Consider the following 25,826-nt stretch of genomic DNA (forward strand, 5'->3'; position numbering starts at 1 on the left):
GGGTTGGAAGTAATTAATAAAGTGACTAATAGAGTAATAAAAACGGCCTGAATTCTATATAAGAGAATTCGAGACCGTTTCGAGGTAATACTTTTAACGTGTTTAAGCTAATTGATAAGGCTTATAAGTTATAACCAGACTCGTCATGGTCAACTAAGTCTAAACCGTTTTCTTCGCCTTCTTCATCAACACGTAAACCACCTGTCATTAATCCAACCAGTTTAAGTAAAATATATGTGACGATAGCTGTATAAACAAGTGTTGAAACAATACCTGTTAATTGCACAAAAACTTGCTCGCTCATGGTCGTTATACCTTCAGCAAAACCAAAACCGCTAAATACACCTAAGCTTGTCGCAGATAAAATACCTGCTAAGAATGTACCTAAGATACCACCCACACCATGTACAGGGAATACGTCTAACGAGTCATCAATTTTTAATTTTAGCTTAATGTATACTGTAGAGTAGTAACAAACAAACCCAGCAGAAATACCAATAATTAGTGCGCCACCAGGGCCAACGAAACCTGATGCAGGAGTAATGGTACCTAAGCCGGCCACCATACCTGTAACGGCACCAATAACACTGGCTTTACCAAACTTTTTCCACTCAATAAATGCCCATGTCAATGTACCCGCTGCTGCTGAAATATGAGTAACTAACATTGCCATTGATGCATCGCCATTGGCAGCTAAAGCACTACCACCGTTAAAGCCGAACCAGCCAACCCATAACATACCTGCGCCCGTTACTGTCATGGTTAAGTTATGTGGTAATAATGGAGTGGTGCCAAAACCTCTGCGAGGGCCTAAGACAAGTGCTGCAACTAATGCTGCTGTACCTGCAGTTATATGAACAACAATACCACCAGCAAAGTCGAATATGCCCATTTGGCTTAACCAACCGCCACCCCATACCCAATGGGTAACCGGAGTGTAAACTGCTAGCAGCCATAAACCACTAAAAATAAGTACCGCAGAAAATTTCATACGCTCAGCAAAACCACCAATAATTAATGCTGGTGTTATTACTGCAAATGTCATTTGAAATAGCATGAATAAACTTTCAGGAATATCGCCTGATAGGCTTTCTTTTGTAATCCCCATCATAAACACTTTGCTAAAGTCGCCAATAAAGCCATTACCTTCACTAAAAGCAAGGCTATATCCGACTAAAAGCCATAAAATTGAAGATAATGAACCAATAGCAAAGCATTGCATTAAAATAGATAAAACATTTTTCTTACGTACTAAGCCACCATAAAATAAGGCTAAGCCAGGTAAGGTCATTAATAAAACAAGTGCTGTAGATGTTAAAATCCACGCTGTATTTGCTCCATTTAATTCACCTTCATTCGCAAACGCTAATGAAGGTAAACAGAGTAAAATTAAAGTAAGTAATTGACGCATAGTGTTTTGTTCCTACAACTTTATCATTATTAGAAATTTTAAATTTTTTATTTAAGTCGGGAAGTTGTCTGCACAAAATAGGCCATTATTATTTGTCGTTTTAAAACAGTTTGTTATGTTTTTTATTCACCAACATGTACAGAGGTGTGCACCACTTGTGTGCTTATTGTTATTTGTTGTGTTTTATTTTGGTGCGTTTTGTTTGTGTGTTGGTGTTATTTGGTGATGTCGGATCTATTTTAAATAAAAGCGATAAAAATTAATCACAATAGATGGATTTGTGTACGCGTAATTATTATTAATAAAGCACTAGGTAGATTATTCTTGTCTCTGCCCCTGTGAAACGAGCATCTTGACCTGATTTGAGTATATAATATTGCTCCATGCAAATTACAATTTTTCAGAATGAACAGATGAGGCTTAATTGGTGTTTCGAGTAAGAGGGGAAAATAAAGTTTTTAGCCAATACAATATAACAATCATTATTGTATTTTTATTTATTGTTTTTTCTACTCTCTCAATAATTACCTACCAATACTTCTCTGACTTATCCGCTCATAAAAAAACTGAAATTAAAGAATTAACTCAACAAGTTAAAAGTATTAATGAAGCGTTAGTGAAAAATACAAAAGCCCTGTTAAGTATTCAAAAGTTTGCAAATTATTTTTTGAAATATCCCGATGACCTTGTTACTAAAGCGCCCAAGTTAACCCAAGACGGCAACCATTATTACGTACAATATCGACATTATGATGTAATCGATCATAAAGATTATGTTAGAAATAATATTACGGGTATTGGTGATATAGATTCATTAGATAAAGCGCATATGGCTGAATTAGCCATGTCTAACATGTTAACCCCTGCTTTTGTCGCCACTAAACAAGCAAATGAAGAAGCCGTGTGGTTTTATTATGTATCTAAAAAACGTTTTGTAAGTATTTACCCATCAATAAATAGAAATAGTTGGCAATACAGCGATATTTTATTAGCAGGAAAGCACACGCAAAAAATATTACAAAGCGGTTTAGACAAACAAGAAATAGTTTGGTCTTCACCTTATCTTGGTTCTGCGGGTTCAGGTTTAAACACATCGCTGGGTATAGGTGTTTTTAATAAAGCCGGTATGGCAGGAATTTTATACGTTGATATAAGCCTAGCAAGGTTGCAAAAACAATTGTCTCCAATAACAAAAGATAATGTTGGCGTGCTTGTCCTCGACAGCCAAAATAAGGTGTTAATTCATCATAAATCAAGTAACGAAGCGTTTGGTAATATTGAACCTTGGGAAAATGTAGTTCCACAAAGCTTGTCTTCATTAACGAAAAACGACATTAATAATTTAAGTCTTTATCAAGAAAGAGGAGATTGGCTTGTACAAAAACAAACCTTGCCTATTAATGGTTGGAGTGTTGTTAAATACCAGTCTTTGCAGGACTTTCGTCAGCCTCTTTTAAAGCACTATAGCGTTACTTTTCTGATTTTATTTGTGGGATTAACTGTATTTTTTGCTTTAATTTATTGGATAACACATAGAACATTTGTTAAACCAACTAAACGTTTTATTAGTCATATTGAATATTGTGCACAAGGAGATCCCGGTAAAATTAAACCAACAGCAGATTGGTTGCGTTGGTTTCAAGTAGTAGAAAATATTTTTGGGCAAAACCGTAGTTTATTGCAACGCTTAACAGATCAAAATTTATTATTAGATACACGTGTTAATGAAAAAACTCAAGAATTGCAAGAAAAGGTTATTCAACACAAACGTGACTATGCCTTATTAAAATCGGTAATGAATGCCATACCTGAATATATTATTTTTAATGATATAGACGGTAATATTGTTGGTTTTAATGACACGTTTGGTGACTTTATAGAAAAAAGTCGAGATGAAGTTTTAGGACTTAAAGCTAACGAAATTATACTTAACGAATTGGGAACGGCACTGACCAAATTAAGTACATCTAAAAATGTGAAAGACGGATTACAAAAAGTTGTTCATACAAAAAACAGCACTTATGATATTTATTGTACGAACATTCATAGCGATACAGGTATAGAAGTTGGCACTATTGATATTATTCGTGATGTAACCACACAATACGCTATACAAGCCGCATTAGAAAATACCAAAAACCAAGCTGAGTTTGCTAACAAAGCAAAAAGCCAATTTTTAGCCAATATGAGTCATGAAATACGTACTCCAATTAATGCGATACAAGGGATGATCACTTTATTAGGTCGCTCCAATTTAACGAACAACCAACGCCAGCATATCGACAATGCTTACGGTGCGTCAAAATCCCTCTTATATCTCGTTGATCAGTTGCTTGATCTTGCAAAAATAGAGTCAGGTGAAATGACACTGGTGAAAGAAACGACTAGTCTCGACTCGATTATTAATAAAGCGATCATGTTGAATATAGGGCAAATAAATAAAAAGAATTTACATATTTTTGTTGATATATCGCCTAAAGTGCCTTTATTGGTTAATACCGATGAAATGCGTTTAACTCAGGTACTAACTAATTTATTACAAAACTCGGTTAAATTTACTCAGGAAGGAAAAATAACGATATCGGTAGAAGCTCTTCGTCAAAGTTCAAAAAATGCGATGATCCGCTTCAAAATAAAAGATACGGGGATAGGAATCGCACTCGACAAACAGTCTCACTTGTTTGAAGCGTTTAAACAAGCTGATGAGTCAATGACAAGACAGTATGGTGGTTCAGGATTAGGTTTATCTATTTGTCAGCAAATTGTACAACTACTTGATGGTAATATTTCATTTAAAAGCGAGTTAGATCAGGGGTGTGAATTTACCATAGAACTACCTTTTAAAATAAGCGCTGAAAACGAAACGTCTACTATACCTTTAACATTATATAATTACGGTATTAATTTACCTGATACATTGCTTAAGGCGATTGATACCTTCGGGTGGACTTACCTTGAAATATCTACATTACAAGACATTAAAAAGTCGAGCCTCAATGATAATGTTGTTGTGTTAGCTGCTGAAGATAAGCTGCTAGATATTCTTAAAAGTGATACACATAAACATATTGATTTACTTTGTATTTGCCAAACAAAAGCATATAACACCAGTGTATATGAGCCTATTTTAGAACAACTTACGATGCCATATATTATTCAAGAACAGCCTATTTATCGCTATATGCTAAGTTCAATAAAACAATCTATTTTGCGCCTAAATAAAACAGAGCTTTCTACTATTTCTCAAAAGAATGAAAACTTACAAGGAGTGAAAGTTTTATTAGTGGAAGATAATTTAGTTAACCAGCTAGTTGCCAAAGAACTGTTAATAAGTATGAAAGCAGAGGTTATTATTGCAGAAAATGGTCAAGTAGCTCTCGACCTACTTGAGAAGAATGTTATTCATATCATTTTAATGGATATACAAATGCCGGTAATGGATGGTTTAACTGCAACAAAACTGATTAGACAACAAAAACAATTTTCCGACTTACCTATTATAGCGATGACAGCTCACGCTCGAAAAGAAGATAGAGATAGCTCTCTTGCGGCAGGTATGAACTTACATATGGCTAAACCTGTTGAGTACGATACGTTACTAAATACTATTCTTAAGTTGACTAACTAGAATTGATGAGTAATGGGTATAAACCCAGATTGAAAAATAAGAGGCTTCCACAAGGTAACCTCTATTCGGATTTTACTGTGTTAGATCCGTTATGCTTTGTAATAATTCACGGGCATTAATATTTTTTGGCTCTTTAGCTAAAACATGTTTAAACGCTAATTGTGCTGACTCTACAGCATTAATTTTTATATATACTTTACCAAGTGCTAGCCATGTCATTAAATCTTCAGGATAGTCAGCCAAGTATTTGCTGTAAACATTAATTGATTTATCGTATTCACCAAGTAGATTTAATACTTTTCCGTACTGAGGGGTAAATTTAGCTGATATGCTAGATAGCTTTTCTAACGCCCATGATGTTTTTTCATATAAAGATAAATTTATACCTAAAAACGCTATTTGTTGTAATTCATCTTCAGAAAACGTATCAGCATCTAGTTGATCAAAATAGTTTAAAGCGCTTTGATGGTCTTGTTTTAAAATAGCCAAGTAAGCTTCAGCATTGATATAAAGCTCTTGTGCTTGATGATTATTTTTATCGTATAGCTTTAGACTGTGAGTTAACACCTTTAAGGCATCAATATTTTTTTGATTAAATAAAATAACAATTTTACGTTTAACTCCATCCAATGATGATTCGCGCTTCATCTTTTTCATATGTTGTGATTCTTCATCACTTAAAATATCTTGAAATTTTGTATTGAAACGCTCTAATTCACTTGCATAGTTATTTTTTAATATAGTCTTATATTCGGGATGTTTTGTTTGCCATACTTTTACACGCCCAAAGTGTTTGTCTTTTTCCCATTGTTCAAAAAGCTTAGCTATATCAGGAGATGTTTTTTCTTCTTCTTTTCTACTTTTTATACGATCTACGGTGTCTTCTAAGTGCTTAATAAGTGTAGTGCTTGAGTCAATGTATGCTTGATAATATATTTGACCAGTATCTTTTACTTGGTCATCAGACCAATATTCGTGAGATGTTTGTAGTGATTTAATAAATTTATCCAAACCGAAGTTTTTAACAAAAGCGGATGCCTTTTTATATTTTTTATCAAGCTCTATTTCTATTTTATCCATACGCAATTTGTATTTAAAATTCTCACTCTCTTTACCTTTTATTGAAAACATTTTTTCATTACATTCAAGTGCTTCTTGTGCAAGAATTTTGATTTGTTTTATATCTTTTAATATTTTACTTACTTTCGTTAATACAAAGTTATTATCTTCTTGAATAGAGTTTTGACTCTCAGGAGGAAGAGCATTATTGATTATTTCCCATGCGTTATTTACTTCATTCTCAAATGAAAGTGCTGATGTGGGAATGTGATCAATATATTCTGCAACAGCTGCATTCGCTGAAAGATTATATATGGTTACCCCCATGTCTAAGGCTGATTTTGCTTGCTTAGAAAGGGCTGATATTGCATTATCGAATGCTATTTGTGTTTCTGCTTTATCACCTGCATATGTTTGTACCCATATACCCGGTTGTCCAAGTGTAGGACCAACTTTAGCTTCATTACTGTCTTTTGCATGAGTAACACCTGATGACGCATAACATAAGTCTACACCCGTTAATAAAATATTAGCGAAGCCCATCTCTATTGCAGCTTTTAGAGCGGTATTAGTTACTGTGGGGCCACCTACAATGCTGCAGTTTTCATCTGACTCTTCTTTCCAAGGAAATCTTGCGCCAATACAAACATTACGGCCAGACCATTGTGACAACAACGGTGATGTTACACAGTTAGCATTAATAAATAGTACTTCTTTTGACATCAATAAAAGTTCTTTACTCACATCAAAGCTGACATCGTAAGGGTCAACACATACAACCATATGCGGGGTTATATTATTTTTTAATAATGTTTTAGAGACACGTGACACTGCGATAATGACTAAATTCTCTTGGTTTTCTTTGATCCATTCAAGGTCATTATCAAGAGAAGGCCCACCACCAAGAATTACACAGGTTTTTCCCTTAAATAAATTGTTTAATAAGGTTAATGAATTTTTATTTTCACTAATATTCACTAATTGTCGTGTCATAAATGGAAAAACTCCCACTAATGCACGAGTGAAGAAAAATATACTTTCTAATTCTTTAATAATTTGTAAGTTTGTTGAATGGTAATCTATTAAAAATGAATCGATAGCCGAAAAAGATTTTATATATTCGATACTATCTTTATAAATATAAACATTGATCTCAAATGCTTCTGCTGTTTCTTGCCATTTATCTAACGTGGTAAATTGAAAAGTATCTTTATCGTAATTAGTTGGAATGTTTTCTTTTATTTTGTCAATGATATAAGGGAGTTCTATAAATAAATACCGTGTATTCTTAGGTGTTTTATTTTGTAGCAAATAAGTGGGCAATAAACCTGAGTCGGTTCCTAATATAATGTATAGCTTTTCTTCTTTTTGAAGTTTTTCACCAAATTGTCTTTCAAACATAGAAGATGAACTTTCTCTTTCAAATAATTTTCTATTTACAGAGTGTAAATATTTTTCATTGTAGCGACTTATTTGAAACTGTTCAGATAGCACGTCTTCGTTTGATGTCATTTTAAAGCCTATATTCTGTAAATGATGTGGGTAAGTTGGTCTACTTATGTTTTGTTTGTCAAAATTATATTACTGTGTCTATTAAGCTAGTATAAAGCTAATATTATGCCAATAGTCTATGATTTAATGACTATTGGCATAATATTAGCTTGAATACTTTACTATAGAAAAGCGTCAAGATTTTAATCGTTAGATAGAGTTTATCTGATTATTATTAGAATGTTACTAAAATCATACTAAAGGTATAAAAATGCAAAAGAGCCCAAGTATTCAGCAGTTAGTGGAACATGTTAGGATTCATCAAGAAATGGGTAAATACGATACATTATTACCTGTAATCAATACCTTACTAAAAAAAGATCCCAATAATTCAGAATACCTATTATGGAAACTACAAGTTTTAGACGCACAGCAAGAAGAAATCTTAGATTTTAATTTATTACACCATTATGTAAATATGCGTAGCTCTGATGTGACGGGGTATTTATTATTATATAAAGCCTATATGTCTAAGAATATGGTGGCCGATGCTTTGATAGCATTAGCTTATGCTTTAAGTGTTGAGCCTGATGATGAAGAATGTCAGTACCTATTTAATAAAACACTCGCAGACATCAATCCTAAATACACAAGATTAAAATTAAATATTTTAACCACAAATAGGATTGGTCATTTAGCGATAGAAATAGAGCCTTGGTTACGTGATCAAGAGAACAAGGTATCTGATGATAATTGTTTGTATCTATTTATATCGAGTGGAAAGCCTCCTGCGAATACTGCTTTGTATAACTTATTAAAAAATTATGTCCATATAATTGAAAGTAGTATTTGGTTTAATTTTTATATTACTCGCGCTCAATTATTAGATGAACAATTTTTTATTCAATTTTCTTATGATATACATTCTATATTGAGAGGGAATACGAATGAAGAAATTGCTGCCAATGGCAGTCAGGCGCTCATCCGTATATATAATGAAAATCCTTCTGTGTTACAACTCGCCCCAGATGATATTACCCAAGGCTGGAGTTTACTTAGTCAATATGGCTTATCAAAATCAGATAAAATAGTTTGTTTACATGTAAGAGATAGCGACTATTTAAATAAATTATCAAGTGATACTGATTTTTCTTATCATAACTATAGAGATGTTAATATTGCTCATTATCAAAAAGCAGTCGAGTCATTGATTGATAAAGGATATAAAGTTGTTCGAATTGGTAATGGCTCAAATCAGAAGTTAAATATACTTTCAGAAAATTATTTAGATTTTTGTTTAGATAGAGATAAAGAGCACGGAGATTTTTTTGAGTTACTCTTAATTAGTCAATGTTCTTTTTATATAGGTGCACTTTCAGGACCAATTAGTGTTGTTGCATTATTTGATACTCCTACCTTATGTGTTAATTCAGTACCTTTTAACCCCCCATATTTGAGATCTTGCAGATTTATACCTAAGCATTTATTCCATAATAACGAGAAAGTTAATGTTATTGATGTTTATGAAGGGAAGGTGTTATCTGAGCAAGACGATACACCTCTTTTATTCTGTAGTGACGGAAATAAACTAAGTAAATATGGCTATCATTACGTTGAGAATACAGCAGAAGAAATTTTATTGGCCGTTAATGAATTTGAAAAGCAAATAGTTGATGGAGAGTTTTTGAATGAAGTCACTCCTCTACAAAAGAAATATACAGAACGTATACAGAACTTACCTACAGATTTTATTTTTAAAGACTCTTCTTCTTTAGTCTGTGACAGCTTTTTGTCACAATATCCTGAATTATTTTAATAAGTTAGTTAATTATGAATATAAAAAAAATATTAGTAACTGGTGCAACGGGTTATAAGGGGAGTGTTTTAGTTCCTAAATTACTAAATGCAGGGCATAAAGTTATTGCTTTTGATACCCAGTGGTTTGGTAACTTCTTACCTGAACATACCAATTTAACTGTTGTAAAAGGTAGCGTGATTGATACGCCATCCATTCCGCTTGATGGCGTTGATATTATTATTCATTTAGCTTCAATTGCTAATGACCCCTGTGGTGATTTAGATCCTAAATTAACATGGGAAACAAGTGCTTTAGCTACAATGCAATTAGCTGACAGAGCTAAACGAGAAGGCATTAAGCATTTTATTTATGCATCGTCAGGCAGTGTATATGGCATTAAAGATGAAGAAAATGTCACGGAAGAACTTTCATTAGAACCAATATCTGAGTACAACAAAACTAAAATGGTATCTGAACGTGTATTGTTAAGTTATTCAGACGATATGGTTGTACAAATAGTTAGGCCAGCAACTGTTTGTGGTTTATCACCCCGCCAAAGACTTGATGTCGCGGTTAATATGTTAACCATGCAAGCACTTAAAAATGGACGTATTACCGTGTTTGGTGGTGAACAAGCTCGGCCCAATATCCATATCGACGATATAACTGATTTGTATTTGTTTTTATTAGAAAACCCGCAAGTAACTGGCGTATACAATGCCGGTTTCGAAAACATAACGGTGGGTGAGATTGCTGCAATAATCAAAGAGAAAATAGATGCTGAAGTTGTTGTTACGCCCTCTAATGATCCGCGTTCATACCGAGTAAATTCAGATAAGCTATTGGCAACAGGTTTTAAACCTAAAAAGAATGTCAGAATTGCTATTGAAGAAATGATTGAAGCTTATCATGCTGGAAAATTAACAGATGAAGACCGTTGGTATAATTTAAAATGGATGGAAAAAGAAATTTTATGAGTACACTTCTCTGTAAAAATTATGCCGATAATTTAACAAATATTTTAGCTAGAACCGATTGGTCTCATGTTGAATTACTCGCAGCCAAATTAAAAGAAGTGATCGACAATGGTCAATCACTTTATATTTGTGGGAATGGTGGTAGTGCTGGTAATGCTCAACACTTAGCCAATGACTTTTTGTATGGGATAAGTCCCAAAAAAGCTAATGCTATTCGTGTAGAAGCGCTTTCTGCCAATGCATCGGTATTAACTTGTTTGGGAAACGATATAGGTTACGAACATGTGTTTTCTCATCAGCTCAAAGTAAAAGCTAATCAAGGTGATATTTTATTAGTACTCACGGGGAGTGGAAATTCAAGCAATATCATAGAAGCAATTAATATTGCAAAGTCTAAATCTATGTTTACTGCTGGAATACTTGGCTACTCAGGGGGAGAAGCAAAAGGGATACTCGATCTACCTATACATTTTGATATTAACGACATGCAAATATCTGAAGATTTACAGTTAATCGTTGGCCATATGATCATGCGCTTATTATGTGATGAATAATGTTAAAACTATTCTTTTTAACTATTTTTAGGGATATTTTATGAGTAAGACTGTTTGTGTTATTGGTAGTAACTCGTTTTCAGGTGCTAGTTATTGTAAATATTTATTAGAGCAGGGGTACCAAGTTATTGGTATTAGTCGTTCAGCAGCACCTGTTGCTGCATTATTGCCATATTCGTGGGCGAACAGTAAAAACCAAGTTAACTTTTTTCAACTTGATGTTAATCATCATTTACCAGAAATAGAGATATTATTAGATAAGTTAAAACCCAGTCATATCTATAATTTTGCTGCGCAAAGTATGGTTGGGCAAAGCTGGGACTTTCCAGAACATTGGTTTATGACTAATGCTGTATCGATGATTAAACTGCATAATATGCTTAGGCATAAAGACTACTTAGACCGCTATATTCATATTACAACGCCTGAAGTATACGGAAGTTGTACTGGGTATATTGACGAATCACAAGTATTTAACCCGAGTACACCTTATGCTGTTTCTAGGGCAGCAGCTGATATGAGTTTAAAAACTTTTTTTGATGTGCATCAGTTCCCCGTTATTAGCACTCGTGCTGCAAATGTTTATGGTGAAGGGCAGCAACTTTACCGTATTGTTCCTAGAACCATTTTATATATCCTATTAGGCAAAAAATTATCATTACATGGCGGAGGTCATTCAGAACGCTCATTTATTCATATTGATGATGTGTCAGCAGCAACTCATTTAATTGCCGAGCGAGGTAAACTTGGCGATTGTTATCATATTGCGACACCGTCAACGGTAACTATTCGAGAATTAGTTGAATTAATTTGCCAAAATATGTCGGCAGACTTTAATCAAGTTTGCGAAGTTAGTGACGATCGTAAAGGTAAAGATGCGGCTTATTTATTAAATACGAGCAAAATAAGAAATGAACTTGGTTGGCAAGATAGCATTAGTCTCGACACTGGTATTAGCCGCACCATAAAGTGGGCACAAGAAAATATTGCTGTACTACAGCAGCAACCCCTTGATTATATTCATAAGGCATAATTTATAAAATGGAAATTGATTTATTACGTAATTACCCTCAAAGCAAACGAGATCCGCATGCAAGACAAGATGCTTTGACTGAAGAAATGCGTGCTATCGCTCGTCAATTTGGCAAAGATTTTTTTGATGGTGACCGTTTATATGGTTATGGTGGCTTTAAGTATTTTTCGCGCTTTTGGCAACCTGTTATTCCTGACTTTGTTCAACATTTTCAATTATCTCCAAGTAGTAAAATTTTAGATGTTGGTTGTGCTAAAGGCTTTATGTTGTATGACTTTACTGAACTTGTACCGGGTATTGCAGTACAAGGGCTAGATATTTCAGAATATGCTATTGCTAACGCGAAAGAAGAAGTAAAAGAACAATTGCAAGTGGGTAACGCGATAAAACTACCTTATGAAGATAACAGTTTTGATGCCGTTTTTAGTATCAACACCGTTCATAACCTCGAATTAGATGATTGCGCTATTGCTTTACAAGAAATTATGCGAGTGAGTAAAGGTAGAGCATTTATCACAGTTGACGCTTATCGTAATGATGAAGAAAAAGAACGTATGTATGCTTGGAATTTAACAGCAAAAACGATTATGCATGTTGATGAATGGCAGGCCTTTTTCAAAAAGGTTGGTTACACTGGCGATTTTTACTGGTTTATTCCGTAATGATGAATACTAAAACTCCATTAACAGATAAAGTCAAAGTTTCAATATTATCAACTATGCTCAAAATACGTATGGTCGAGGAAGCAATCGCAGAGCAATATAAAAATCAAAAAATGCGTTGCCCCACTCACCTAAGTATTGGGCAAGAGGCACCCCCTTCGATTTTAAGCGCGTTACTTACTCACGACGATCAAGTTGTATCAACTCATAGAGCACATGCACATTATTTAGCTAAAGGCGGCAACTTAAATGCTTTTATAGCTGAGCTACATGGTAAAGCGTCAGGTTGCTCCGGAGGAATGGGGGGATCTATGCACTTAATAGATAAGGCTGTTGGTTTTATGGGAAGTACCGCAATAGTTGGTGGTACAATTCCTATTGGTGTTGGTTTAGCATTAGCAAAACAAATAAAGCAAGAGCGAGGCTTAGTTGTTATTTATATAGGGGATGGGGCTATTGAAGAAGGGGTTTTTTATGAAGCCGCTAATTTTTCTGTAGTGAGAAATCTTCCTGTTTTATTTGTCTGTGAAAATAATCGTTATTCTGTTTATTCATCTTTGGATTGTCGTCAACCTCAAGACAGAAAGATCTACGAACTTGCTGCATCTATTGGTTTACAAAGCTGGCATGGTGATGGTAATGATATCAGCAATACGTTTCAGCTCTGTAGTGATGCTGTCGAGCATATAAAATTGAACAATGGTCCGGCTTTTATCGAACTTGATACATATCGATGGAGAGAGCATTGTGGTCCTAATTATGATGACCATTTAGAGTATAGGCCTGCCGAAGAAATCGCTTATTGGAAATCAAAAGATCCTATCAAATTACTGACTAAGCAATTACTTGATAGCCAAGTTATTGATGTATCAGTATTAAATACTATAAAAAACAACATCAATAAAGACGTGTTAATAGCTTTTGAAAAAGCTGAGTTAGCTCCTTTTCCTGCATCAAATACACCTGAAAATTTAACTTATGCTTAAAGAAACTCACCAAATAAGCTTCGCAGAAGCAATAAATGAAACTACAGAGCAGTTAATGTCGTATGACGAAAGTATTATCTGCTATGGTTTAGGGGTTAATGATCCTGGTCGAATATTCAATACAACTAAAAATTTAGTAGAGACATTTGGTGATCAAAGAGTCTTTGATATGCCTACAGCTGAAAATGGTATGTTGGGTATAGGAATAGGTGCTGCAATTGCAGGGTTAAAGCCTATTATCATATTTCAACGAGTAGACTTTTTTTTACTTGCGATGGATCAGTTGGTAAACAACGCTGCTAAGTGGCGATTTATGTTTGGTGGTCAATCTAATGTGCCTATAACTATACGCCTAATTATTGGTCGTGGTTGGGGGCAAGGCCCTACACATAGTCAGTCACTTCAAGCTTGGTTTGCTCATATTCCCGGTTTAAAGGTTGTAATGCCTTCTACTACTGAAGAACTTAAGCAGTTGTTAACAGCAAGTGTACTTGACCCTAATCCAGTAATTATTCTTGAACATCGTTGGCTCTATCAACAAAAAGGTAACGTACCAATCCAAATTGATAATCGCTGGTTACTTTCAGAACAATCTAATATAAGCACTGGAGATGAGCTAACAGTAGTGTCATCTTCTTATTTGACAACCGAAGCTAAAATCGCATTGAAATTCTTACAAGAGCATCATGGTATATCTATTGAGCATATTACTCTAAGTGTTCTAGCGCCATTAAATACTTCAAGAATAATAGAGTCAGTAGAAAAAACTGGACGGCTATTATTACTTGAATCAGCGCACGAAACTTGCTCTATTTCATCAAGTATTAGTCATCAAGTTGTCGCATCCTCTTTTGATAAACTGAAGCTTGCGCCTGTAGTTATGGCAAAGCCAGATTGGCCGGAACCCACAACATATAGTGGAACAAAATATTATTATATTTCTGCATACGACATTGCTCAAAAAATATGTGAGATGTTAGCTATAACTCTTGATATTGAAGCATTGCAAAAACAAGGGCATCACGATGTTCCTGGCGATTGGTTTACAGGGCCTTTTTAAATAGGGATATTATGAAGATTATAATTATTTCAGCATCGAGTGACATTGGTTATGAGCTTTGCAAGCATTGGATTGCACAAGGTCATGAAGTTAGAGCAACTTATCGAAATTTATCTAGTAACTTAGCAAGTTTAACTAGCAATAAACTATCATTGTTACATTGCGATTTATCATCACAAGAAAGTATTGAGCGCGCAACGCTGACATTAAGTGAGTTTTCTGATTGGGATCAGTTAGTTGTTTGTCCTGGAACTATGATTCCTATTGGCTCATTTGAGAATATTAACTTTAAAGAATGGCAAGACTCATTTCAGATCAACTTATTTGCACAAATGCAACTCACGCATAGTTTATTACCTAGCCGAAATAAAACGGGTAATACAGGTGTTATATTTTTTGCAGGAGGAGGCACTAATTCTGCACCTATTAATTTTTCAGCTTATACATTAGCAAAAGTAACATTAATTAAAGCATGTGAATTATTAAATGAAGAAATGAATGATTGTAAATTTACGATTTTAGGACCGGGATGGGTTAAAACAAAAATTCATCAAGAAACGCTTTTAGCAGTTGATAGCGCGGGTGCAAAAGAAGCAACCGAACATAAATATGCTACGGATAATGAATGGACTTCTTTTGAAGATATTGCTTGTTGCTGTGATTGGGTATTTGAAGCAAGTAAATCAGAAGTTGGAGGAAGAAACTTCAGTGTTGTTCATGATAACTGGCGAAATAATCAGCTTTCTAAAAAATTACAAAATAACAGCAGCCTAGGTAAATTAAGACGCGCTGGAAATGATGAATTAATTCACCAATAAAAAGTAAAAGAACTAAATATGAAATTATCAGATTACGTAGCAGAATTCATCTATCGATTAAATACAAAGCATGCTTTTGTTATTACAGGTGGTGCTTCAGTTCATATTATTGATTCAATAGCTAAGCACCCAGACATGACTTACATTTGCCCTAATCATGAACAATCTAGTGCATTTGCAGCAGATGCTTATTCTAGAATTAATAATAATATTGGTGTTGCTATATCAACATCGGGGCCTGGCGCTACAAATATGATCACAGGAATTTGTAGCTCTTGGTTTGATTCTGTTCCTGTACTTTATATAACAGGGCAAGTTTCTACATTTAGACTTAAAAAAAATCTCGGTGTACGTCAGTTAGGTTTTCAAGAAAATGATACCCTCGATATGGTAAAACCTATTACTAAGTATGCTGTAACTATTACTAAACCTGAAGATATAAGGTATGAATTAGAGAAAGCCATGTACTTGGCTACGAGTGGTAGGCCTGGTCCTGTTGTATTAGATATTCCTGACAACATCTATCGACAAGATATAAATGAGCATGAATTACTACCATTTAATAAACCTATTATTGATCCTAAAACACAAACCCCCCATTTACCGAACATTGCTAATATTTTGAGTAACGCTAAACAGCCCGTGTTAATCATTGGCTGGGGAGTTAAACTAGCCAATGCTGAAAAAGATGTCGAAAAATTAATTAAAACACTTAACATCCCTGTTTTATTAACTTGGGCAATGAAAGGTTATTTAGACGAAAATGATGAATTATATGCGGGAACTTTCGGAACACACGGTTCGCGTTATGGAAACTTCGCTGTACAAAGTGCAGATGTTTTAATTTCTATTGGTTCAAGGCTAGATACTCATGAAACGGGTAGTCCTGTATCAGATTTTGCTCCAAATGCTGTGAAAATAATTGTCGATATTGATGAAAATGAGATCAATAAGTTTAATGAACTAGACTTTAATGTTGATTATCCTATTTGTACCGATGCAAAAATATTTACTCAAAAAGTGCTAGAGCAATTAGATCCGAAACCAAGAGAAAAACTTAGTCCTTGGATCAATAAAATTAATGGGTGGAAGGCGCAGTTTCCAAATGGTTATATTACTAACCCGCTAGGTTTAATAAACCCTTATAAATTAATGAGTGAAATGTCATATCGCTCTAAAGAAAATGACATTGTTGTGACAGATACAGGCTGCACTCTTGCATGGCTAATGCAAGGCTTTATCGCTAAAAAAAATCAAAAGTTTATACATGCTTATAACAATACACCTATGGGGTATGCGCTACCGGCATCAATTGGTTTATCTTTAGCAAGTAAACAGCAAATAACTTGCTTAGTAGGTGATGGCTCTTTGATGATGAATATTCAAGAGTTACCTTTGGTAGTAAACCACCAAATGAATATAAAGATTTTCTTATTTAATAATTCTGGGTATAGCATGATTTGCCAAACTCAAGAGCAATGGTTAGATAATAGTTACCAAGCATCAACAACAGATTCTGGCTTGTGTTTCCCTGATTTTGAAGCCGTAGCCAAGGCGCATGGTTTTAAATATTATGGTTTGTCTGCTGACAAAGATATTGCCGAGGTTATTTCATCTGTTTATGCCGAACCGGGACCTGTTTTTTGCAACGTAAATATCGACCCTAAACAGCGAGTAGTTCCTCAGTTAAAGTTTGGACATAAATTAGAAGATATGGAGCCCTTACTCGATAAAACGGTCTTATTAGAGATCATGAAAACAATATAATCAGAGGTTTATATGGAACAAAATAATGAATTTTTAAATGAGCTATTTGATTTATTGCCTGATATTTATCAGCAACATTCACCTTTGAATAAAATACATTCTTTTTTATTGAATATCATATCAAGATTTATCGCTGATGCTTTTAATAAAGGCGATAGCATAGTCCTTGGTCCTTATGAAAATATTATTTTTCCGTATCAAGCGATGGGGAATATATCTTCAATAAATTTATTCGAGCTTGATGAATTAATCATATTTGCTTTTTATTGGCATAACAAAGCAAGGTACAAAAATGTTTTAGATTTAGGCGCTAACTTAGGTTTACATAGTATTTTATTGTCTAAATGTGGCTACAAAGTTAATGCATTTGAGCCAGTTCCATTACATTATCAAGCTCTTAAAGAGAATATTAAAAATAATTGTTGTGAAAATATCACAACTCATCAAGCTGCTGTTTCAACGCATACTAATGGTACTGAATTCTTGTTAGTTAAAGGTAATACAACGGGTAGTCATATTGTTGGTTCTAAGAAAAATCCTTATGGAGAATTAGAAACACTGAAAGTTAATACGGTTACATTCAATAGTATCGTTGAAAATATAGATCTTATAAAAATGGATGTTGAAGGGCATGAATCTACTATCATTTTAGAAAGTCCACCAACGATGTGGGAAAATACAGATTTAATGTTAAGTATTCACGACCAAGAAAATGCTCAATTAATATTTGATTATTTTAATCAACATAATATTCCTATGTATTCACAGAAGCTAAATTGGGGAAAAGTAGAGAAAATTGAAGACATGATAGTCACACATCACGATGGTAGTTTATTTATCTCTAAAACTAATAAGCCTTGGTTGTAAAAGTTAAAATGTCGATAATTCCTAAAAGTTTTAAAGCTGCTGTATTGGTCGAAACTCAAAAACCTCTGGTATTGCAACAAATAAAAACCCCTATGTTAGCTACAGGAAAAATATTGGTAAAAATGGAGTTTTCAGGACTTTGTCATAGCCAGTTAATGGAAGTTAAAGGAGGGCGTGGAGAAGATAAGTTTCTTCCTCATTTACTTGGGCACGAAGGTGTTGGAGAAGTTGTTGCTATAGGGAAAGGTGTTAGCAAAGTAGCTATAGGTCAGCGTGTTGTTTTAGGTTGGTTGAAGGGAGAGGGGCTGGAGAGTGGAGGTCAAACTTATTTAAATGAAAGTAATACAACAATTAATTCTGGTCCTGTAACTACTTTTTCAGATTATACTGTGGTTTCAGAAAATCGAGTTGTATTATGCCCTAAAGGTTTACCTTCGAATGTGGCTGTATTGTTAGGGTGTGCTTTACCAACAGGCGCAGGTATTATTTTAAATCAGTTACAACCTAAGCCAAATTCATCGGTTGTGATATTTGGTTTAGGAGGTATTGGGTTAAGTGCTTTACTTGCCTTAAATCATTTTAACGTAAAACAAGTTATTGCTTTTGATGTTGAAGAACATAAGTTAGCTTTAGCCAAAGAGCTGGGAGCTACACATACTTATTTAGCTAACGAAGTAGGGCTAGTTAATTTTTTTAGTAACTTCCCTGATGGTGTTGATTATGCCGTTGAAGCTGCGGGAAAAAATCATACTATAGAAATGGCATTTTCATTAATTAAACGTGGTGGAGGAAAGTGTATTTTTGCATCACACCCAAAAAATGGAGATAAAATTCAGTTAGATCCATTTGAGTTGATTTGTGGAAAACAAATTCAAGGTAGCTGGGGCGGTGCATCAAAACCCGACCAAGACATTCCTATAATTGTTGATATTATTAATAAATATCAAATACCAGTAGAAAAGCTGCTATCAAATGAATATAGTTTAGAGCAAATAAACACAGCCCTAGATGATTTAGCAGCTCGTAAAATTATTAGAGCATTAATTAAATTAAACTAAGCCGTAACTTAAAAGTAATTAACGAGATAATTACGCTATGCAGACAATTCTATCGAGTATTGAAACTAATCGTCAAAACTTAGGTAAACTCGTTTTAGTCACCGGCGATTTTAACATTCTTCATCCGGGCCATATCCGCTTGCTTCGCTTTGCTAAAGAATGTGGAAACACTTTAGTTGTTGGGGTAAATGCAGATGAATTATTAACTCAAACCGATTATAACGATGCTACTCACCGATCAGATATTGTCGCGTCGCTAGCCTTTGTTGATTATTGTTTTATTAATTACGATTCAGCCACAACACTGATTGAAAAACTAAAGCCTCATGTTGTTGTAAAAGGTAAAGAGTACGAAGACAAACTTAACCCTGAGCAAAAGGCGATAGAAACCTTTGGCGGTAAGCTAATATTTAGCTCAGGTTATACCCATGTAAAGTCGTCTTCTGTTTTTAATCGTCAAACCGAACAACCCGTATTAAATGTCAGTAAACTAAGCAATTATATGAGCCGCCATCATATTAATAGGGCTGATATTGAGCAGGTTATGGCAAATTTTTCGAAGCTTAATATATTAGTCATTGGCGATACCATTATTGATGAATACATGCAGTGTAACGCTGTAGGTATGTCGCAAGAAGATCCTACTATTGTTGTAACGCCCGACGAGAAAAAGCTCTTTTTAGGAGGGGCAGGTATTACCTCTGCACATGCTAAAGGCTTAGGTGCGAAAAATGTATCGTTTTATACTGTCCTTGGTGAAGATAAAGCGGCCATTTATGGTTATGAGAAAATGCGCGAGTATCAGCTTAAAGCTCGAACTTTTGTTGATGATACAAGGCCAACCACAAAAAAACGCCGTTACCGTGTGGGTAATAAAACCTTACTCAGAGTGAATGACTTTCGCGAGCATGATATTGGTATCGATATTCAAGAAGCGATAATGACACAACTCGCAGAAGAAATTTCTCAAACTGATTTAGTTATTTTTTCAGATTTTAACTACGGAATTTTACCCCAGCCATTAGTGGATGGCATTATTGGTTTATGTCATAAGCATCACGTTATGGTGGCAGCAGACAGTCAAACTTCTTCACAGGTAGGGGATATTTCTCGTTTTAAAAACGTTGATTTAATCACACCTACTGAACGTGAAATACGTGTTGCTCTTAATAATACGCGAGATGGCTTGGTTGTTCTTGCTGATAAACTTCATCAAAAAATGCAATGCCCTAACATTATCGTTACGTTGGCTGATGAAGGAGCGTTATTGCACAGAACCGAAAAGAGTGAAGTGCATCATTGGAACAACGATAAAATACCAGCATTAGCGAGTAACCCTATAGATCCTGCTGGCGCTGGCGATTGTATGTTAGCGGCTACTGCGATGGCTTTGGTGAGTGGTGGCGATTTATGGTTGTCAGCTTTAATTGGTTCTGTTGCCGCAGCATGCCAAGTATCTCGCGTGGGTAATACGCCGCTTGAGTTTAAAGAATTGATGCAAGCGTTAGAGCAACTAACATGAGTAACGTAACTAAAGTAGCGCCTATTAAAAAAGCTATTTTACTCTCCGCTGGTTTTGGTACACGCTTAAAGCCTATTACTAACAATATACCTAAATGTTTGGTTCCTATTAATCAAACCCCTTTGTTACAAATATGGCTAGAACAATTATCTAAAGCGGGATTTTCTGAGTTTTTAATTAATACACATTATTTACCCGAGCAAGTTTATCAGTTTATTGAAAAATCACCTTTTAAAGATCAAATAACTACATTTCATGAAGAAGAGCTGCTCGGTACATTAGGTACTTTAAAAGCAACAAAAGCATTTTGGTGCGATAGCGATGTATTAATTGCCCACGCAGACAACCTTTGTATTTGTGATTGGGCAAGTTTTATTACGCGTTTTAATGAGCGTAAAGAAAACTGTTTAGGGAGTTTAATGTTATTTAAAACTGACTCACCTCAAAGTTGTGGAATAGTTGAACTTAATGACACTCATTGTGTGATTGCTTTTCATGAGAAAGTTAAAAACCCACCATCTAATTTAGCTAATGCCGCTGTTTATTTATTTGACCAACGTGTTAACACTTTGTTGAGTACACTTACAGATGATGAAACGGATATTAGTTATCATTTAATGCCTCATCTTATGAACAAAGTTAATGGTTGGGAAAATAAAGAGTATATGCGTGATATTGGTACACCTGAAAGCTTAGCAATAGCAAATAATGAAGCTTTTATTTGGCTTAAGTGATTGAATTATATGCTATGTCAAATAAATGGCTCATAAGCGTCAATTTTTTATTGATTATTCACTTAAGCAAGTTATTATTATAAGTATACAAAACGATAATAATTATTCATCAGGGAATTATGCAAGGACAGAAACATATTCTAGTTGTCGATAACGACTCGGCAAGGCGAAGTCAAATAGAAACTGTATTAGCATTTATAGGGGAAAAATTTTATGTTTTTTCTGAAGGTGAATTGGTTCAACACCTTGTAGATGTTCCTGACATTCTCACAGTCATAGTGTGTGGTGATATTTCTGAGCATATACAGGCTATTATTAAATCACATCCTGCTTGCCCATTTATTTATCATGACATTGTCGATAAAGCGCAAGCTTCTAGTTACAACAATATTATTGGTGAATTAGCTATTCCGCTAAATTACGGCCAATTAACCGAAATGATCCACCACAGCCATCAATATCATAATAATTTACCTAACAAGCGTAGTGGTAAATGCCCTGATATTTTATTTAGATCTCTGGTGGGTTCAAGTGAGCCAATGCAACAAGTTCGCTTTTTAATTGAACAAGTAGCAAGCACTGCGGCTAATGTTTTAATTTTAGGTGAGTCGGGTACAGGTAAAGAAGTTGTCGCGCGCAATATCCACAACTTATCTGATCGTAATAAAGGGCCTTTTGTTCCCGTTAATTGTGGAGCTATTCCTCCTGATTTATTAGAAAGTGAATTATTTGGTCATGAAAAAGGCGCTTTTACTGGCGCTATCTCTACCCGTAAAGGGCGCTTTGAAATGGCTGAAGGCGGAACACTATTTTTAGATGAAATTGGCGATATGCCACAGCCCATGCAAGTAAAATTATTACGTGTTTTACAAGAGCGTACTTTTGAGCGTGTAGGTGGCAGTAAAAGTATTAAAGCCGATGTACGCATCATCGCGGCAACACACCAACACCTAGAAGAAATGATTAAAACCAATGAATTTCGAGAAGATTTATATTATCGATTAAATGTTTTTCCTATTGAAACTCCAGCTCTGCGAGAGCGTAAAGAAGATATACCGTTATTAATGAAAGAGCTCATTTCTCGCTTTACTTCAGAGCAAGGGCACAGTGTTCGCTTTACTGAAAAAGCTATTGAATCTTTACAAGAGCACCCATGGCTAGGTAATGTTCGTGAATTATCAAATTTAATTGAGCGTATGATCATCATGTATGGTGAACAAGTGGTAAATGTAGGGCAACTTCCTTTCAAATATCGTCATATTGAAGTTGATGATTACCAACCTGATTACCCAGAAGAATTACAAGAGCGTGATGCGATTAATGATTTATTCTCTGGTTTTGATTATGGCGATGATGATGTTGATGAGAGTGAGATGCAAACATCAGAACCTGAACCAACAGGTATTGCAGTATTGCCAGCCGAAGGATTTAATCTTAAAGACCATTTAGCAGACCTTGAAGTTTCATTAGTAACCCAAGCGTTAGAACTGAACGATTGGGTGGTTGCTAGAGCTGCTGAAACATTAGGTATGCGTAGAACAACACTTGTTGAAAAAATGCGTAAATACAGTTTACAAAAAAACTAACGTTACAATTTTACAGAAAAAAAGGATATTCTGGTAATATCCTTTTTTATTGCCAGTTAGGCTACTCCTATCTTATTAATGTCTTGATAAAAAAACTATAAATCTTCACTTCTAGCCAAAAAATTGACCATGAATATTTAAACGTTTTAATTCTTAAAATGTAGTAATTTACTGATTTTAATGTAATTATTGTTTGGCATGGTAAATGCTTTGTTGTATGTGTTATCAATAATTGAGTGATGAATTATGACATATGCAGCTTCAACCGTTTCTAATATCAATAATACATTTGAGCAAACTGCTTTTCCTTTTAATGCAGTAGGCAGTTCAGCGAATGTATCTCTGCATTCTAATTTAAATGAAATTAATTTATTAAAAGAAAAAGTACAACAACTTAATCAAGTGATTGATGTTATGCCAACAGGCATGATTATTCTTGATGGTAATGGTGTTGTGGTAAAAATTAATGATGTTGCTCGCCAATTACTTGATGAACCTATTTTAGGTCAACCATGGTTTGATGTGATCAAACGCTCTTTTAAACCAAGAGCAGATGATTGGCACGAAGTTTCTCTTAACGATGGACGAAGAGTTAAATTAGAAATTACCGCACTGGGCGATCAGCCTGGGCAATTAATTATGATCACCGACTTAACCGAGACTCGCTTACTACAAGATAAATTAGGTCAGTTACAACGTCTTTCTTCTTTAGGCCGAATGGTATCAACATTAGCGCATCAAATTAGAACACCACTTTCTGCAGCTATGTTATATGGCGCAAATTTACAAAATAAAAAATTAACTAACGAATCAAGAGAAAGCTTTCAAGACAAGTTAATGACAAGACTACACGATTTAGAGCAGCAAGTTAACGATATGCTATTGTTTGCCAAAAGTGGTAAACAACAAGTTGTAGAACCTCTATCTATTAACGAACTGTTATCGAGTTCGGTTCAATCAATTGACGCTATTATTAAAAAAGAAAATGCACAAATATCGTTTTCGTTATGTGAAGATGATTGTCAAATATTAGGCAATCAAAGTGCCCTCACAGGTGCTATACAAAATTTAGTTTTAAATAGTATTCAAGTCATAAAAGAAGGCGCTAAAGTTGAACTATCTTCATATTGTAAAGACGGTTATGCACTGATTAGCGTACGCGATAATGGTAAAGGTATTGATCAAGAACTCGCAGATAAAATATTTGAACCCTTCTACACATCACGTTCTCAAGGTACAGGGTTAGGTTTAGCTGTTGTTAAGTCGGTAGTTAATGCACATCAAGGTGGTGTTAAGTTATTGAGTCAAGCAGGAGAAGGGGCACATTTTTGTATCCATATTCCTTTGTTAGAAACAACATTTAATGCGTCAACACAAAACGACTCAGCACAAGCAAATACATCAAAAGAAGAACACTCATCAGTAGCCAATTTTCATGGTTCACCAATGGAGAATGCTAATGAACACCAGTAAAATTTTAGTGGTTGAAGACGACTCAGGCTTAAGAGAAGCTTTAGTTGATACCTTATTACTCGCAGGCTTTCAGTGTATTGAAGCAGAGTCAGGAGAAGCCGCATTACTCTTACTTAAAAATCACAAAGTTGATTTAGTAGTAAGCGATGTTCAAATGGGAGGTATGTCGGGTTTATCCCTGCTTAAAAGTATCAAAAATAACCTTCCGCAAATGCCCGTATTAATTATGACGGCTTACGGTACTATTGATGATGCCGTACAAGCAATGAAAGATGGTGCTAGTAACTATATGGCAAAGCCTTTTTCACCTGAAGTCTTACTGAATATGGTGAATCAATACGTACCTCTTGAAATAACCAATGCATTTGAACCTGTAGTGGCAGACCCTAAAAGTATTGAATTATTATCTTTAGCTAAAAAAGTAGCTGCTACCGAGGCATCAGTTATGGTGTTAGGGCCAAGTGGTTCAGGTAAAGAAGTGCTTGCTCAATATGTGCATTACAATTCAGATCGTGCAGAAGCGCCTTTTGTTGCCATAAACTGTGCAGCAATTCCTGAAAACATGTTAGAAGCCACGTTATTTGGTTATGAAAAGGGCGCATTTACGGGCGCTATTCAAGCCTCTCCAGGAAAATTTGAGCAAGCTCAAGGTGGTACTATATTGCTTGACGAAATTACGGAGATGGACTTGGGGCTGCAAGCAAAAATATTACGAGTATTACAAGAGCGAGAAGTAGAGCGTTTAGGTGGTCGTAAAACCATTAAGTTAGATGTAAGAGTTATTGCAACCAGTAACCGTGATTTACAACAAGCCGTTGCAGAAGGCGTATTTAGAGAAGATTTATATTATCGATTAAATGTATTTCCACTTACATGGAAAGCACTTGCTCAAAGAAGAGATGACATTTTACCGTTAGCAAAACACCTTGTTGAACGCATAGTGCAAAAAAGCTCAGACAGTATCCCTGAATTTACAGTAGCCGCACGAAGTAAGTTAACCGCTTACGATTGGCCAGGTAATGTCAGAGAACTTGATAACGTTATTCAAAGAGCACTTATTTTATATAGTAATAATGTGATTGATGCGAGCGACTTACTTATTGAACAATTTGAAACAACAACGCTCCCAAGTACAAATGAAACTCAAACGCTTTCTGAAGACAAACTTGGTAACGAGTTAAAAATTCAGGAACATCAAATTATTTTAGACACCTTAAATGCTTGCCAAGGTAGTCGTAAAAATGTGGCTGAACGTTTAGGTATAAGCCCAAGAACTTTACGATATAAAATTGCTAAAATGCGCGATTCAGGAATACAGATCCCAGCGTAACACTGTAACGAA

General features: G+C 34.9%; 19 protein-coding genes. 17 read left to right on the forward strand and 2 right to left on the reverse strand.

The window, feature by feature from the left end:
- Positions 1-121: 121 nt before the first annotated feature.
- Complete coding sequence (locus B0X80_RS07935; RefSeq protein WP_077339301.1) at positions 122-1,411, reverse strand: ammonium transporter; 1,290 nt, start codon at positions 1,409-1,411, stop codon at positions 122-124.
- A gap of 427 nt (positions 1,412-1,838) precedes the next feature.
- Here B0X80_RS07935 and B0X80_RS07940 point away from each other — a divergent pair, with 427 nt between their 5' ends.
- Positions 1,839-5,039 (forward strand): ATP-binding protein, encoded by a 3,201-nt coding sequence (locus tag B0X80_RS07940; protein ID WP_077339303.1) that lies wholly within the window; start codon positions 1,839-1,841, stop codon positions 5,037-5,039.
- 72 nt (positions 5,040-5,111) lie between these two features.
- Here the strand turns inward: B0X80_RS07940 and B0X80_RS07945 are convergent, their stop codons facing one another.
- Positions 5,112-7,610, reverse strand: a complete 2,499-nt coding sequence (locus B0X80_RS07945; protein WP_077339305.1) for a 6-hydroxymethylpterin diphosphokinase MptE-like protein — start codon at positions 7,608-7,610, stop codon at positions 5,112-5,114.
- Positions 7,611-7,860: 250 nt separating this feature from the next.
- Here B0X80_RS07945 and B0X80_RS07950 point away from each other — a divergent pair, with 250 nt between their 5' ends.
- The 16 genes from B0X80_RS07950 to B0X80_RS08025 all read left to right on the forward strand — a co-directional run bounded on the left by B0X80_RS07950 (position 7,861) and on the right by B0X80_RS08025 (position 25,814).
- Positions 7,861-9,405: a TIGR04372 family glycosyltransferase gene (locus tag B0X80_RS07950; protein ID WP_077339307.1), complete on the forward strand. Its 1,545-nt coding sequence runs from the start codon at positions 7,861-7,863 to the stop codon at positions 9,403-9,405.
- Positions 9,406-9,419: 14 nt separating this feature from the next.
- A complete protein-coding gene (locus B0X80_RS07955) occupies positions 9,420-10,364 on the forward strand; it encodes an NAD-dependent epimerase/dehydratase family protein (RefSeq protein ID WP_077339309.1) in 945 nt (314 codons plus the stop codon).
- The gene (locus B0X80_RS07960) at positions 10,361-10,918 is read left to right on the forward strand and encodes an SIS domain-containing protein (RefSeq protein WP_089024855.1); all 558 of its coding nucleotides are present in this window, start codon (positions 10,361-10,363) and stop codon (positions 10,916-10,918) included. Before B0X80_RS07955 ends, B0X80_RS07960 begins: the two co-directional genes overlap by 4 nt.
- 40 nt (positions 10,919-10,958) lie before the next feature.
- Complete coding sequence (locus B0X80_RS07965) at positions 10,959-11,951, forward strand: GDP-mannose 4,6-dehydratase (protein WP_076416967.1); 993 nt, start codon at positions 10,959-10,961, stop codon at positions 11,949-11,951.
- An 8-nt stretch (positions 11,952-11,959) separates the two neighbouring features.
- Positions 11,960-12,613 carry a class I SAM-dependent methyltransferase gene (locus B0X80_RS07970; protein WP_077339311.1) on the forward strand — a complete coding sequence of 218 codons (654 nt, stop codon included), beginning with the start codon at positions 11,960-11,962 and terminating at the stop codon, positions 12,611-12,613.
- On the forward strand, positions 12,613-13,599 hold the full coding sequence (locus tag B0X80_RS07975; protein ID WP_217697139.1) for a thiamine pyrophosphate-dependent dehydrogenase E1 component subunit alpha: 987 nt from the start codon (positions 12,613-12,615) through the stop codon (positions 13,597-13,599). Before B0X80_RS07970 ends, B0X80_RS07975 begins: the two co-directional genes overlap by 1 nt.
- Complete coding sequence (locus tag B0X80_RS07980) at positions 13,592-14,659, forward strand: alpha-ketoacid dehydrogenase subunit beta (RefSeq protein WP_077339313.1); 1,068 nt, start codon at positions 13,592-13,594, stop codon at positions 14,657-14,659. The genes B0X80_RS07975 and B0X80_RS07980 overlap by 8 nt, the downstream gene beginning before the upstream one ends.
- 11 nt (positions 14,660-14,670) lie before the next feature.
- The gene (locus tag B0X80_RS07985) at positions 14,671-15,477 is read left to right on the forward strand and encodes an SDR family NAD(P)-dependent oxidoreductase (RefSeq protein WP_077339315.1); all 807 of its coding nucleotides are present in this window, start codon (positions 14,671-14,673) and stop codon (positions 15,475-15,477) included.
- A gap of 18 nt (positions 15,478-15,495) precedes the next feature.
- Positions 15,496-17,244 (forward strand): thiamine pyrophosphate-binding protein, encoded by a 1,749-nt coding sequence (locus B0X80_RS07990; protein WP_077339317.1) that lies wholly within the window; start codon positions 15,496-15,498, stop codon positions 17,242-17,244.
- 12 nt (positions 17,245-17,256) lie between these two features.
- Positions 17,257-18,111, forward strand: coding sequence for an FkbM family methyltransferase (locus B0X80_RS07995; protein ID WP_077339319.1), 855 nt, complete (start codon positions 17,257-17,259; stop codon positions 18,109-18,111).
- Positions 18,112-18,119: 8 nt separating this feature from the next.
- Positions 18,120-19,169 carry a zinc-binding dehydrogenase gene (locus B0X80_RS08000; protein ID WP_077339587.1) on the forward strand — a complete coding sequence of 350 codons (1,050 nt, stop codon included), beginning with the start codon at positions 18,120-18,122 and terminating at the stop codon, positions 19,167-19,169.
- A 37-nt stretch (positions 19,170-19,206) separates the two neighbouring features.
- Positions 19,207-20,691: a PfkB family carbohydrate kinase gene (locus tag B0X80_RS08005; RefSeq protein ID WP_077339321.1), complete on the forward strand. Its 1,485-nt coding sequence runs from the start codon at positions 19,207-19,209 to the stop codon at positions 20,689-20,691.
- A complete protein-coding gene (locus B0X80_RS08010; protein WP_077339323.1) occupies positions 20,688-21,425 on the forward strand; it encodes a nucleotidyltransferase family protein in 738 nt (245 codons plus the stop codon). Before B0X80_RS08005 ends, B0X80_RS08010 begins: the two co-directional genes overlap by 4 nt.
- Before the next feature lie 119 nt (positions 21,426-21,544).
- Positions 21,545-23,011, forward strand: coding sequence for a sigma-54 dependent transcriptional regulator (locus B0X80_RS08015; protein ID WP_077339325.1), 1,467 nt, complete (start codon positions 21,545-21,547; stop codon positions 23,009-23,011).
- Between the two features lie 246 nt (positions 23,012-23,257).
- On the forward strand, positions 23,258-24,484 hold the full coding sequence (locus B0X80_RS08020) for a sensor histidine kinase (RefSeq protein WP_077339327.1): 1,227 nt from the start codon (positions 23,258-23,260) through the stop codon (positions 24,482-24,484).
- The gene (locus B0X80_RS08025; RefSeq protein ID WP_077339329.1) at positions 24,471-25,814 is read left to right on the forward strand and encodes a sigma-54-dependent transcriptional regulator; all 1,344 of its coding nucleotides are present in this window, start codon (positions 24,471-24,473) and stop codon (positions 25,812-25,814) included. Before B0X80_RS08020 ends, B0X80_RS08025 begins: the two co-directional genes overlap by 14 nt.
- Positions 25,815-25,826 lie beyond the last annotated feature (12 nt).

The organism is Pseudocolwellia agarivorans (assembly GCF_002000085.1).
Lineage (GTDB): Bacteria > Pseudomonadota > Gammaproteobacteria > Enterobacterales > Alteromonadaceae > Pseudocolwellia > Pseudocolwellia agarivorans.